Here is a 12,735-nt window from a genome sequence, read left to right as displayed (position 1 = left end):
GTCACTCCCATCCGCGGTAGCGGCGCCAGTCACCGATGTCCGAGATGTCGACCAGGTCGTCGCCCCGGTACGGCTTGCGCAGCACCGTCGCCAGGCACGAGGCGCCGTCGGCGAGCTCGATCAGGCCGATCTCCAGCTCCGGCGGCTCCGCCGGGATCAGGTGCTCACGCAACACCTCGAGCGAGATGTCGTAGACCTCGCCCACCACGGCGCGCCCCTCCGACTCCGTTTCGTCCATTGCAGGAAACCGGTCGCCGACGGAGTAGAATCGGTACTTCGGTGCCGACGTCGCCCTGCCCACGAGCGGGGCGTCCTGTAACTGGTGGTTCAGCGGTCCTCCGCGCATGCCGCCGCCGTTGAGGAACAGCAAAGCCATCTATCGCTCCTTTCCGTGTCCGATGTGCATGGTCACTCAGCCACTCCGAACAGGGATTCGATCGCGTCGATGCCGAAGTAGATCGCGAACACGATCGCCAGGATCCCGACCAGCCAGCCGATTTCCCTGAACTTCCCCCTCGCCAGCTTGATCACCGCGAAGGCGATGATGCCGGCCCCGACGCCGTTGGTGATCACGTACGTGTACGGGATCAGCGCGATGGTCACGAACATCGGAATGGTGTAGTCCGGGTCGTCCCATGGCAGTTTCGTGCACTGGGCCATCATCATCCCGCCGACGATGACGAGAGCGGGCGCGGCCGCCTGCGCTGGCACCACCGACACGAACGGCGTGAACAACAGCGCGACCAGGAACAGGCCGCCCGTCACTACGCTGGCCAATCCGGTGCGCGCTCCCTCGCCCACGCCCGCGGCGGATTCGATGAACACCGTGTTCGGCGACGAACCCGTGATGCCGCCTGCCGTAGCGGCGATCCCGTCCGAGGTGAGAATGCGGCCCATGCCGATCACCTTGCCGTCGGAGACCAGTCCCGCCTGGTTGCCCACACTGGTGATCGTGCCCATGGCGTCGAAGAATCCGGAAAGCACCAGTGTGAACAGGAACATCGTGGCTGCGATACCGCCCGCTGCGGCGAAGCCGCCGAAGAGGTCGACATCGCCGAAGAGCCCGAAGTCGGGTGCAGCCACCAGGGTGTCCGGCAGGTTCGGTTGAATCAACCCCCAGTCCCGCTCGGTGAGCCCGAACGCGTAGTTGACCACGACGCCGAGCACCGTCCCGGTCGCGATGCTGATCAGGATGGCTCCGGAAACCTTGCGCGCCACCAGGACGACCATCAGCAGCAGCGTCACGCAGAACACGGTGATGGGCCAGCCCTGCAGGGTGCCGCCGTTACCCATGCCGACAGGCACCGTCGTGTTCGCCGCGTCCGGGTTGCGCGTCACGAAACCGGCCTGCACCAGGCCGATCAGCGCGATATAGAGTCCGATCCCGACGGTCAGCGACGTCTTCAGCGCGTCCGGGATGGCATCGATGATCTTCTGCCGCAGCCCGCTGGCCGCCATGATGATGATGCAGATGCCCTCCAGCACCACCAAACCGAAGGCCTGCTCCCAGGTCATCGCCGGCGCGATCGTGAACGCCACGATCGCGTTCACCCCGAGACCTGAAGCCAGTGCCAGGGGTGCGTTACCCACGACGCCCATCAGGATCGTCGCGAACGCCGCCGTGAAGGCGGTGGCTGTGGTCAGCTCCGCAGTGGACAGTTCTCGCCCGGTGATGTCGGCGGACGAGCCGAGAATCAGCGGGTTGAGGATGACGATGTACGCCATCGCGACGAACGTCGTGAGTCCGCCCCGCAGCTCACGGGACACCGTGGAGCCGCGGGCTGATATCTTGAAGAATCGGTCGAGCGGGGACCGGGCCTCGGGCGAATCGCCGGGCCCTCCGGATCCCGCAGTATCCGTGCGCAGTTGAGTCATGAGTTCTCCCATGCCGGTGGGCGCCCTCCGACAGGCGCGTTCGGCCTGTCAGGACTGCTGGGCGTTTCGAAGTGCGGATCGGTGCTGGCGAGACTCACCGTCCGTCGATTGGCCGTGGTTCTCCCGCCCAGCGGCGATCGCCGCTCGGCACGGGGTCGGCCTGTCGGGTAGTGGCGCGGCCCGGTCGCGGCGCCACTACCCGAAGCGGATCAGTACTCGATCCGGTCCGGCTTGGTCAGCCAGGTGTCGAAGGGTTCGGTGCGGTTGGGCATCTCGATCCGGTCCATCGTGATCGGCCAGGTGCCTTCGGGGTTCTTCTCGAAGAGCTGGTAGAAGGCCCTGTCGTCGAAGCCGCCCGCGGCGGCGTCGTCGCGGTCCGCGGCGAACACGATTCGGTCGAACCGCGCCCAGAGAGCCGAGGAAAGGCACATCGGGCACGGTTCGCACGAGGTCACCAGGACGCAGCCGGCGAGACTGAAGGTGCCGAGTTCACGGCAGGCGTTACGCATCGCCGTCACCTCGGCGTGCGCCGTGGGATCCAATGTGGCGGTCACCTGGTTGTTTCCGGTCGCGACGATCTCGCGTTCCCGAACGACGACGGCTCCGAAGGGCCCTCCGCCGTTTCTCACGCTGTCGGTGGCGAGCCGGATCGCCTCGGTCATCCAGGCGCGTTCGAGATCCAGGTCCGGTGTGGACAGGGTCATGCGTGGTTCGTCCTTTCGTCCGTGCCGGAAGGCCGGCGGCGATCAACCCGCAGTGCCGGTGATGTGGTCAGGGCCGGCAGGGGCGTGGGTCAGGTCGAGGCCGGTGGCCGCCCTGATCGCGGCGAGCACCGCGGGACCTGCGGAGATGGTCGGGGGCTCACCGACGCCGCGGACGCCGTACGGGGCGTGCGGATCCCCGCGCTCGAGGATGTCGACCTTCATCGGCGGGGTGTCGAGAATGGTCGGGATGAGGTAATCGGTGAACGAGGGATTGCGGATGAGGCCGTCGGAAACCTGGATCTCCTCCATCACGGCGAGCCCCATCCCTTGGGTGGCGCCTCCCTGGATCTGGCCGACGATCGCATCCGGGTTGACCGCCTTGCCGACATCCTGCACGCAGTCCAACGCCACGACCTTGACCAGGCCGAGTTGGGTGTCCACGTCCACCACGGCGCGGTGGACGGAGAAAGCGTGCTGCACGTGTACCAGTTCGCTCTGCCCTGTCTCCGGGTCGAGCGGGTAGGTCGGGCGGTGGTGATACTCCCTCGTGCACTCGATGACCTCGTCGCCGAGGATCTCCACCACGTCCGCGAGCACGCCGTGCGAGTCGGAGACGAGCTTCCCGTCGACGACCGCGAGATCCGGCGGGGTGTGACCGAGCTTGGCCGCGGCCCGCTCGAACAGCGTCTCCCGCACCGCTTCGCACGCGGCCTTGACCGCGCCACCGGTGATGTAGGTCTGGCGGGACGCCGAGCTGGACCCGGCTTCGCCGACGCTGGTGTCGTTCGGGTGGATGTTCACCCTCTCGACCCCCAGTTCGGTTCGGGCGATCTGCTGCTGCACGGTGACCAGGCCCTGGCCGACCTCCGCGGCAGCGGTGTGCACCATCGCCACCGCCTCGCCGCCGACAGCCTGCAGGCTCGCCCTCGCGGTCGAGTAGTCGTCGGCTCCCTCCGCATACGAAACGTTCTTGATGATCGCGGCATAACCGACCCCGCGTGCGATGTCCTCGCCGTGCGTGGTGTTGGCAGCGCCACCGGGAAGGTCCCGGATGTCCGGCTCGGCAGCCGGGTCCCGTTCCGGGGGCATCGGCAGCTTCCGAGCGCGCTCGAGCAGCTCGCCCACCGGTGCCGGATAGTCCAGTTGCTGCCCCGTGTGCAGCACGGAGCCCTGTTCCACGGCGTTACGTTGCCGCAACTCCACCGGATCCATGTCGAGGGCCCTGGCCAGCTTGTCCATCTGCGCCTCGTAGGCGAACGCCGGCTGGACGGCGCCGAGCCCGCGCATCGCCCCGCACGGTGGATTGTTCGTGTACACGCCCCACCCCGCGATGTCCACATTGGGGACCTCGTACGGGCCGGTTCCCAGGGTCGTGGCGTTGCCGACGACGACCGGGGTCTTGGACGCGTAGGCACCGCCGTCGAAGTACATCCGGGCCTTGACGTAGACCAGCTCGCCGTCGCGGGTGGCACCGTGCTCGAAGTACATCTCCGCCGGGTGCCGGTGCACATGGCCGTAGAACGATTCCTCCCGGTTGTACACCATCTTCACCGGCTTGCCGGTGTGCATAGCCAGCATGCACACGTGGGCCTGGATCGAGAGGTCCTCCCGACCGCCGAAGGCGCCGCCGACACCGGACATCGTCATCCGGACCTTGTCCGGCGGCAGGCCGAGGGCCCGCGCGGTCTGCTTCCGGTCCGAATGCAGGTCCTGGGTCGCGAGGAACACCTCGACCCCGCCGTCCTCGGCCGGGATCGCCAAGCCCGATTCCGGCCCGAGGAACGCCTGGTCCTGCATGCCGAGCGTGTAGGTGCCGGACACGACGACGTCCGCACGCACGTCCTGCCGGCCTCGGACGATCGGCTGGTAACGGACCAGATTGTTCTCGCACCCCGAGTCGGGGTGCAGCTTCGGCAGTGCCGGGTCGTGCGCAGCGCGTTTCGGATCGGTGACCGGTTCGAGCACCTGGTAGTCGACCGCGATCAACTCCAGCGCCCGGCGAGCGGTCTCCGGATCGTCGGCGGCCACCAGTGCGACCGGCTCGCCCCGGAACCGCACGACGTCCTCGGCGAGCACCGGCTGGTCGACGATCTTGAGTCCGTAGCGGTTGTCACCGGGTACGTCCTCGTGGGTGAGCACCGCGTACACGCCGGGATGTGCGAGCGCCGGCCCGACGTCGATACCGGTGATCCGCGCGTACGGGTGCGGGCTGCGCAGGGTCGCGCCCCACAACATGTCCTCGGCCCCGAGGTCCGAGGAGTAGGCGTAGTCGCCGCGTACCTTCAGGTTGCCGTCCGGGCGGGACGGGGACTCACCGACCCCGCCGGTGATCGACTCGCTGAGGTCCTGAGATGTCCTGCTCGGTGCGTTGACGTGAGCGCTCATGACACCGCCTTCCGCTGCGCGGCGAGCCGCACCGCGTCCATGATCTTCTCGTAGCCGGTGCAGCGGCAGAGATTGCCGGCCAGCGATTCGCGGATCTCCGCGTCGGTCGGCTCCGGGTTGCGTTCGATGAGGTCGTGGGCCTGCACCAGCAGGCCGGGCGTGCAGAATCCACATTGCACGGCGCCGGCATCCAGAAAGGACTGCTGGACGGTGTCGAGCCGCTCACCGTCGGCCAGCCCCTCGACCGTGCGCACCGAACACCCCTCCGCCTGCCCGGCGGCGACCATGCACGAGCACACCGGCACGTCGTCCAGGTACACGGTGCACGAACCGCATTCCCCCTGCTCACACGCGTTCTTCGAACCGGGGAGGCCGAGTCGCTCGCGCAGGGTGTGGAGCAGACTCTCCCCTTCCCACACCTCGTCCGTCTCGTAGAGCTTGCCGTTCACGGTCAGGTTCAGGCGCATGTCTGCCTCCCGGTCAAGTACTCGTCCCAGGTCCAGCCGGCCGTGCGCCGTGCGAGGACGCCGAGTGCGTGCCTGCGATAGGACGCCGTGCCCCGCACGTCGTCGATCGGTGCGGCGGCCGCCGCGACCAGCTCTCCGAACCTCGTGATCACCGTGTCCGGCAACGGTCGCGGGTCGTCCCACATCCCCCGTGAGGTCAGTTCGCCGGAGAGGAACTCCTCGGCGTCGGCGGCCCTGCGCGGAGTCGGTGCTGCGGATCCGAAACCCGTGCCGACCTCGGCGCGTTCGGGGTGCAGCGCCACGGAGAACGCGCACACCGAGATCACCATCGCGTTGCGGGTGCCGACCTTCGCGAACTGCTGCGGGCCGGTGGCACGGGCGAGGTGCACCGCGGTGACCAGCTCGTCCGGCTCGGCCGCGTTGCGCTTGACGCTGGTGAAGAACTCGGCGACCGGCATCCGCCTGGTGCCGCGGACCGATGCCAGCTCGACTTCTGCGCCACAGGCCAGCAGGGCCGGGTGGGCGTCGCCGGACGGAGACGCGGTCGCGAGATTGCCGCCGACCGTGCCACGGTTGCGGATCTGTGGCGACGCGACCGTTCGCGCGGCCATCGCGAGGCCCGGCAGGTGCTCGCCGAGTTCGCTGATGATTCGCGCGTAGGGCACCCCCGCGCCGAGGCGGATCACGCCGCTCGATTCGGACCACTCGGCCAGCTCGGGCACCGAGGTCAGGTCGAGCAGCCCGCTCGGGCGGGTGTGGTCGAAGTTGATCCCCACCATGAGATCGGTGCCGCCTGCGATCGGGGTGATGTCCGGTCGCTGCGCCTTGATGGCCAGCGCATCGTCCAATGATGCGGCGCGGATAAAGTCCACGTCCTGCGCCTCCTAGCGTTCGGATTGCTGTGACCCAGTACACAGCCGACGAGAGGCGCGGCGATAGCGGTTGATCCGACGAAAACATCGGCCACGGGCGACCTGGCTATCGTAGATTCCTACAGGCGCAGCCTGCGCGACCTGCCCAGGGAGGTGCTCGATGCTGCTTCGCACTCTTCTCGACGACCCCGATCTGCGGCTGGAGCTGCTGACCGGGGAGGCCGGGCTCGACCGCGTCGTCCGCTGGGTGTACACGACCGACCTGCGCGACCCACGGCGCTACCTGTCCGGTGGCGAGGTTGTGCTGACCGGGCTGATGTGGCACGAGTCGGCCTCCGATTCGGAAACCTTCGTCGCCGCGCTCGTCGATGCCGGGGTCGCCGGTCTGATCTCCGGAACCGCTCGGCTCGGGGCCGCTCCACCCGACCTGATCGAGGCGTGCGGACGGCACGATCTTCCCCTGATCGAGGTCCCGCTGGACGTGAGCTTCGCGGAGATCTCCGACCGCGTGGTGCTCGGCGTGACCGCGGAACGCACCGGCATGCTCGGACGGTCGCGGCGCCTCGTCGCGGACGTGGCAGAGGGCGCGGATCTCGGGGAGGTACTGCGCTCCGCGGCGGCCGAACTCGGCACCGAGTGCTGGGTGCTGTCCACGACGGGCCGGAGCATCGCGGCGGCGAGCCCGGGCGGACAGGACGTCGACGACCTGCCGGAGCCCGCCCGGCGCGACGCGGTACGCCGCTTCATCCGGACCGAGCGAGTACCCGCGAGCTTCACCGTCGGTGACGGTGGCACCACCTACTCGGTCACCGCTGCCGGACCGGACACCGGCAGCAGGGCAGCGCAGTGGTTCGTCGTGCTCGGCGCCGACCACCGCGGGTTCTCCGCCGGACAGGAGGCGGTGGTCGGTGAGCTCGGGACGGCCGTCGCGCTACTTCGCGCCCGGCTGGACGAGGGCCGCCGGGTCGCCCGCCAGGGAACCGACATGCTCCTGCGGATGGTGCTCGACACCTCGGCACCGCCCGCCGAGATCGCTTCTCGGCTCGGGACCCTCGGACACGATCCCGCGGTGCCGGTGTGGGTGCTCGCCTGTCGGGCAGGGGAGGACGCGGGGCTGGCCGCCGCACTGCTGGCCGAGATCGGCGATGAACTGGCGCCCACGACGCTGATCGGCTCCGCGGGTGCGGACACGGTGGCCCTGCTGGCCGCCCACGCATCCGCCCAGCAGGAGATCGTCGACGCGCTGCGGGCCAAGCTCGCCGCCGTCGAACCGGCACTCGGCCAGCGACGGTTGACGCTCGGGGTGAGCAGTGTGGCGCCCGCCGATCGGCTTCGTTCGACGATCGAGGAAGCCCGGCACGCCCGTTTGCTCGCCGAGCACCGGCTCGGGCGCGAGCCCGGCTCCGGCGGCGGCGTCCGGGTAGTGGCGGGCGACGAGGTGTCCTCGCACGCGCTGCTGCTCGCGGCGTTGCCCGACGAGCTGCGCAGTTCCTTCCACGAACGGCTGCTGCGGGACCTGCGTGCCTACGATGCGCGGCACCAGTCGGACCTCGTGCACACCCTGTGGCTGTTCCTGGAGACCTCGGGTTCCTGGGCCAAAGCGGCTGCGCAGCTGCACATCCATGTCAACACGCTGCGGTACCGCATCGGCCGGATCGAGGAGATCACGGGCAAGGACCTGGCACGCTTCGCGGACCGCGTCGACCTCTACCTCGCCCTCCAACTCGGCTAGGAGGCGTCCGTGCCCTGCGCCGGCACGGTCCCGCCGGCATCCGTGACGGCAGCGGGCGACACGCGTGTCCGGACGGACCGTGGTTTCGGACGGGTCAGCCGGCACCGTGGTAGACGAAGCGGCCGAGTCCGACGGTGAACAGCAGGACACCGTAGAGTCCGTGCTCGATCGAGACGGCCAGCAGTGAGCGGGTGCGCGCGTACCGCCACGCGAACAGCACGCCGCCTGCGGTCGTCGCGAGCACGGCGAACAGATTGCCGAAGATGATGTGGGCGAAGCCGAACGCGGCGGCGCTCGCCACGATCATCCCTGCGCCCGAGCCGAACACGGGCCGGTAGCGGCGGAACAGGAACGCACGGAAGATCAATTCCTGCGGGTACACGCTCAGCACGGGATAGCCCACCGCGACGATCGCCCACGTGACGGGCTCCTCGCGCGGCAGCGAGAACAGGTCGCCCGGCAGGAACACCGCCACCCCGGCCACGGCGACCACGCACGCGACCGCCCACAGGCCGAGGATCGACGGGAGGTGAGTGCGCACCGCCGAGGCCCGCCACAGGTCACGGCGGTCGAACTCACCCACGCGCAGCAGATAGGCCACGCCGGCGACACCGAGCACGACCAGGAACGGAACGGGGCTGACACCGCCGGCCAGCATCGCGAACGCGGCGACGACACCGAAGAACAGCGCCAGGAACTCCGACGCCAGGTAGGCCCGATACGCCGCGGACGGCGAGTCGCGGCGGGCGACCGGCATCGCATCGTCGGTCAGCACGCGTGCGAGCGTACCGGCGGACACCGTCCCGCCGGGCTCGCTCGCAGCATTGCCGGTGAGGGGATCTGCTCGTCCGCGCCACCCGCCGTGGTCATGTGCCGGTCGTCGTCGCGCGGGACCGCTTGCGTCGCTGTTCGCGGCGTTTCTCCCGGGCACGGCGGCGGCGTCCCATCAGCCGGATCTGTTCCCACTTCAACCTGTCGAAGCCGTCGATCGCATAGGTGCGGACCTCGTCACCGGGGAAGAACACGACCGACTGGTGCTGTGCATAGTCACCCTGCGCCCAGCGAGCGGCGGTGATCTCGTAGCCCGACACGTGTGCGCACAGGTTCAGCAGCAACGGCGGCATCTCGTCGTCCAGCAGCAGGTCGGCGTGGGTGACGACCAGATCGCGCATGGCCTGCACGTTGGGCAGGAACACGGTGGTCACCCACAACCGCCAGTCGCGGAGTTCGGCCTCCGTCGGAGGCGTGTCGGCCTCGAAGATCGACACGCCTCCCGGCCGGGCGTTCTGTTCCACGAACGCCTCGAAGATCCGCTTGTTCGACTCGGTGAGCGCCACGAGGGGTCCGTAGAAATCGCTCAGCTGGCGGTTCACCCTGGCCAGTCGCTCGTTGCGTTGTGCCAACCGCACGCCGTTGAGGTAGGTGGCCAGGTATCCGATGAACGCGAGAGCGACGGTGACGATCACGGTCATGGGCGGCGATGCTATCGAGCACCGCGCCCGGCGGATGGCCGAAGCCGGTTTCCACTACCGGGAACCGGTGCGCACGGCCGACGGTTCCGGCCGTGCGCACCACACCGTTCCCGAGGCCGGCCGGTTGCTCACGCCGCGAGCGCCGAGCACTCCTTCGCCAGGGCTTCGATCCTCTCGAAGTCGCGGGCAGCCACCGCGTCCCCCGGCGTCAACCAACTTCCCCCGACACAGCCCACATTGGACAGGGCGAGGTAGTCCGGTGCGTTGGCCACGCTGACGCCGCCGGTGGGGCAGAACGTCAGCTGCGGCAGGGGGCCTGCGAACGCCTTCAACGCGGCAGGACCGCCGCTGGCCGCCGCGGGGAAGAACTTCAGCGTGTCGAGGCCGCGTTCGGTCAGTCGCATCGCCTCCGACACCGTCGCCGCGCCGGGCAGGAACGGCAGTCCGGTCGCGGTGACCGCGTCGAGCAGCGATTCCGTGGTCCCTGGCGTGACCAGGAACGCCGCGCCCGCGTCGGCGGCGTCGGCTGCCTGCCGGGGTGTGGTCACCGTGCCGGCGCCGACCACGATGTCCGGCACCTGTGAGGCGACCTTCTCGATGGCCGCCAACGCCGCGGGGGTGCGCAGTGTCAGCTCGATCGTCCGGATTCCGCCCGCAAGCAAGGCGCGGGCGACGTCCGGTGCGACCTCCGCCTCGTCGAGCACCACGACCGGCATGACCGGCGACAGGTCGAGCAGTTCCGAACTGGTCGTCACGACGTTCCTCCCACACTGGCTCCGGTTTTCGGTGCGGTCATGCCGACGTGTCCGGGTGTCACCGGGCCGAAGACGCTCGCGCCGGCGTCGGCGGGTCCGACGCTGCGGCGCAGCGCCGCGAACAGTTCGCGTCCCGTCCCCGTCCACTGAGCCTCGTCCGGAGCCGCGTCGACCGGCTCCCTGGCGTCGAACTCCGCAGGGTCGAGCTGCACGTCCAGCGTTCCGGCCTCGGTGTCCAGCCGCACCACGTCGCCGTCGGCGATGCGCGCGAGCGGCCCACCCGCGGCGGCTTCGGGAGTGAGGTGGATCGCCGCGGGGATCTTGCCGGAAGCACCGGACATCCGGCCGTCGGTCAGCAGCGCGACCCGGTACCCGCGGTCCATGAGCACGCCGAGCGCCGGTGTGAGGCCGTGCAGTTCGGGCATGCCGTTGGCGTGCGGGCCCTGGTTGCGGAACACCACGACGACGTCGCGCTCCAGTTCGCCCGCCTTGAAAGCCGTGTCGAACTCGGCCTGTGTGCTGAACACCCGTACGGGCGCCTCCACGACGCGGTTCTCCGGTGCGACCGCGGACACCTTGATGACGGCCCGGCCGAGGTTGCCCTCGACCATGCGCAGCCCGCCGTTGTCGGCCATCGGCCGGTCCACCGGGCGCAACACCGACTCGTCCAGGCTGTGGTCGGTCGCCTCCCGCCACCGCAGCTCGTCGCCGTCGAGGATGGGCTCCTGCCGGTACCGGTCGAGGCCGGGGCCTGCCACCGTCTTCACGTCACGGTGCAGTAGGCCGGCGTCGAGCAGGGTGCCGACGAGGAACTGCACGCCTCCCGCTGCGTGGAAGTGGTTGATGTCGGCGCTGCCGTTGGGGTACACGCTGGCCAACAACGGAACGATCGCGGACAGGTCGGCGAAGTCGTCCCACGTCAGCTGGATCCCGGCCGCCGCGGCGATAGCGACGAGGTGCAGCGTGTGGTTGGTCGACCCGCCCGTGGCCAGCAGGGCGATCAGTCCGTTCACCACGGATCGTTCGTCGATGACCTCGCCGAGGGGCGTGTACTCGTCGCCGTGGGAGATCTCGACGATGCGGCGGCCCGCCTCCTCGGTGAGGGCCTTGCGCAGCGGCGTTCCGGGGTGCACGAAGCTGGCTCCCGGCAGATGCAGGCCCATGACCTCGACGACGAGCTGGTTGGAGTTCGCCGTGCCGTAGAACGTGCAGGTGCCGGGGGAGTGGTACGACGCGGACTCGGCTTCGAGCAGGTCCTCCCTGGTCGCCTTGCCCTCCGCGTACAGCTGGCGGATGCGCACCTTCTCCTTGTTGGGCAGTCCGGACGTCATCGGGCCGGCCGGGACGAGCATCGCGGGCAGGTGGCCGAACGACAGGGCGCCGATGAGCAGCCCTGGCACGATCTTGTCGCACACGCCGAGCAGCAGGGTGCCGTCGAACATGTCGTGGGAGAGCGCGACGCCCGTGGCCATCGCGATCACGTCCCTGCTGAACAGTGACAGTTCCATGCCGGTGCGGCCCTGCGTGATGCCGTCGCACATGGCGGGCACGCCGCCCGCGAACTGGGCGACGCCGCCGGCTTCCCGGGCCGCGTCCTTGATCCACTCGGGGAACTCGTGGAGCGGCTGATGTGCCGAGAGCAGGTCGTTGTAGGCGGACACGATGGCGATGCCGGGCTTGCGGACTCCGCGCATCGCGAGCCGGTCGTCGCCCGCGCAGGCGGCGAAACCGTGTGCCAGGTTGCCGCAGCCCATGGCGGCCCTGGCCGGCGTCCCGGACGCGGCCGATGTGGCGGCCGAGATGCGGGCGAGGTACTCGGCCCGGCTGTCGCGACTGCGTTCCGCGATGCGGTCGGTGACCTCGGCGACGACGGGGTGGACGTGTTGTGGCGCTTGATTCACGAGCGTCTCCGGTCGGTTGGGCGCTGTCCTCCGTGGAGACTGACACGATACAGAAGCGCAGCGCTGGAATCAAAATCGATTCAGTTGCCACTCGAAAACGCTGGTGAGACGGGGTGAACTCCACAGTGTTGAGTGATCCGCATCACGAGAACACGTCACAGTGTGGTAGTTGTCACAGTGAACATCGACAGGGCAGAGTTGGCGGTGCGTCACCACACGGCAGCGCCGCCGACCGAACTGAATCCGGAGGGGTGCGCAGATGTCCGCCACAGAGATGAACGAACTCCGCAGTACGATCAGCAGACTCAAGCAGTGCGTCGGTGACCTGCGCTCGCGCTACGGCGAGGTTCCGGCCGTGCACCGGCTGGCCAACGACGTCGAACGCCTCGGCATCGATGCCGCCGAGTTGGACGACGGCTCGCCTGTGCCCTCACAGGGACGCGGCGCCCCGGCCATCGACCGGAGCGAGGTCGTGCCCGTGCCCGACACCCCGTACGACCCGGCGCTGTGGGACGACGCCGACGACGAGGGCGTGGGCGGCTACCACGGCCACCGGCACTGAGGGGCCGGTG

At 69.2% G+C, this 12,735-nt stretch carries 12 protein-coding genes; 2 read left to right on the top strand and 10 right to left on the bottom strand.

What is annotated here, in order from left to right:
* Position 1: 1 nt before the first annotated feature.
* The 6 genes from LY12_RS10650 to LY12_RS10625 all read right to left on the bottom strand — a co-directional run bounded on the left by LY12_RS10650 (position 2) and on the right by LY12_RS10625 (position 6,303).
* Positions 2-376: an allophanate hydrolase-related protein gene (locus tag LY12_RS10650; protein ID WP_253855574.1), complete on the bottom strand. Its 375-nt coding sequence runs from the start codon at positions 374-376 to the stop codon at positions 2-4.
* 32 nt (positions 377-408) lie between these two features.
* Positions 409-1,875 (bottom strand): NCS2 family permease, encoded by a 1,467-nt coding sequence (locus tag LY12_RS10645; protein ID WP_253855572.1) that lies wholly within the window; start codon positions 1,873-1,875, stop codon positions 409-411.
* A 209-nt stretch (positions 1,876-2,084) separates the two neighbouring features.
* Complete coding sequence (locus LY12_RS10640; protein WP_253855570.1) at positions 2,085-2,579, bottom strand: nucleoside deaminase; 495 nt, start codon at positions 2,577-2,579, stop codon at positions 2,085-2,087.
* Positions 2,580-2,621: 42 nt separating this feature from the next.
* Positions 2,622-4,964, bottom strand: coding sequence for a xanthine dehydrogenase family protein molybdopterin-binding subunit (locus LY12_RS10635; protein ID WP_253855568.1), 2,343 nt, complete (start codon positions 4,962-4,964; stop codon positions 2,622-2,624).
* Positions 4,961-5,431: a (2Fe-2S)-binding protein gene (locus tag LY12_RS10630; RefSeq protein WP_253855566.1), complete on the bottom strand. Its 471-nt coding sequence runs from the start codon at positions 5,429-5,431 to the stop codon at positions 4,961-4,963. The genes LY12_RS10635 and LY12_RS10630 overlap by 4 nt, the downstream gene beginning before the upstream one ends.
* Positions 5,422-6,303: an FAD binding domain-containing protein gene (locus LY12_RS10625; RefSeq protein WP_253855564.1), complete on the bottom strand. Its 882-nt coding sequence runs from the start codon at positions 6,301-6,303 to the stop codon at positions 5,422-5,424. The genes LY12_RS10630 and LY12_RS10625 overlap by 10 nt, the downstream gene beginning before the upstream one ends.
* Before the next feature lie 160 nt (positions 6,304-6,463).
* Here LY12_RS10625 and LY12_RS10620 point away from each other — a divergent pair, with 160 nt between their 5' ends.
* The gene (locus tag LY12_RS10620) at positions 6,464-8,035 is read left to right on the top strand and encodes a PucR family transcriptional regulator (RefSeq protein ID WP_253855563.1); all 1,572 of its coding nucleotides are present in this window, start codon (positions 6,464-6,466) and stop codon (positions 8,033-8,035) included.
* A 94-nt stretch (positions 8,036-8,129) separates the two neighbouring features.
* Here the strand turns inward: LY12_RS10620 and LY12_RS10615 are convergent, their stop codons facing one another.
* The 4 genes from LY12_RS10615 to edd form a co-directional block, all read right to left on the bottom strand.
* The gene (locus tag LY12_RS10615; protein ID WP_253855561.1) at positions 8,130-8,810 is read right to left on the bottom strand and encodes a CPBP family intramembrane glutamic endopeptidase; all 681 of its coding nucleotides are present in this window, start codon (positions 8,808-8,810) and stop codon (positions 8,130-8,132) included.
* Between the two features lie 91 nt (positions 8,811-8,901).
* Positions 8,902-9,507, bottom strand: a complete 606-nt coding sequence (locus tag LY12_RS10610) for a hypothetical protein (RefSeq protein WP_253855559.1) — start codon at positions 9,505-9,507, stop codon at positions 8,902-8,904.
* A gap of 128 nt (positions 9,508-9,635) precedes the next feature.
* A complete protein-coding gene (gene eda, locus LY12_RS10605) occupies positions 9,636-10,262 on the bottom strand; it encodes a bifunctional 4-hydroxy-2-oxoglutarate aldolase/2-dehydro-3-deoxy-phosphogluconate aldolase (RefSeq protein ID WP_308292097.1) in 627 nt (208 codons plus the stop codon).
* The gene (gene edd / locus LY12_RS10600) at positions 10,259-12,163 is read right to left on the bottom strand and encodes a phosphogluconate dehydratase (protein ID WP_253855557.1); all 1,905 of its coding nucleotides are present in this window, start codon (positions 12,161-12,163) and stop codon (positions 10,259-10,261) included. Before edd ends, eda begins: the two co-directional genes overlap by 4 nt.
* A gap of 259 nt (positions 12,164-12,422) precedes the next feature.
* On the opposite strand from edd, the gene LY12_RS10595 reads away from it, so the two are divergent.
* The gene (locus LY12_RS10595; RefSeq protein ID WP_253855556.1) at positions 12,423-12,725 is read left to right on the top strand and encodes an Rv0250c family protein; all 303 of its coding nucleotides are present in this window, start codon (positions 12,423-12,425) and stop codon (positions 12,723-12,725) included.
* Positions 12,726-12,735: the final 10 nt, after the last annotated feature.

The sequence above is a fragment of the Prauserella alba genome (assembly GCF_024171735.1).
GTDB lineage: Bacteria > Actinomycetota > Actinomycetes > Mycobacteriales > Pseudonocardiaceae > Prauserella > Prauserella alba.
Note: the sequence above shows the minus strand (reverse complement) of the source record. Positions and strands in the feature narration are given on the sequence as shown.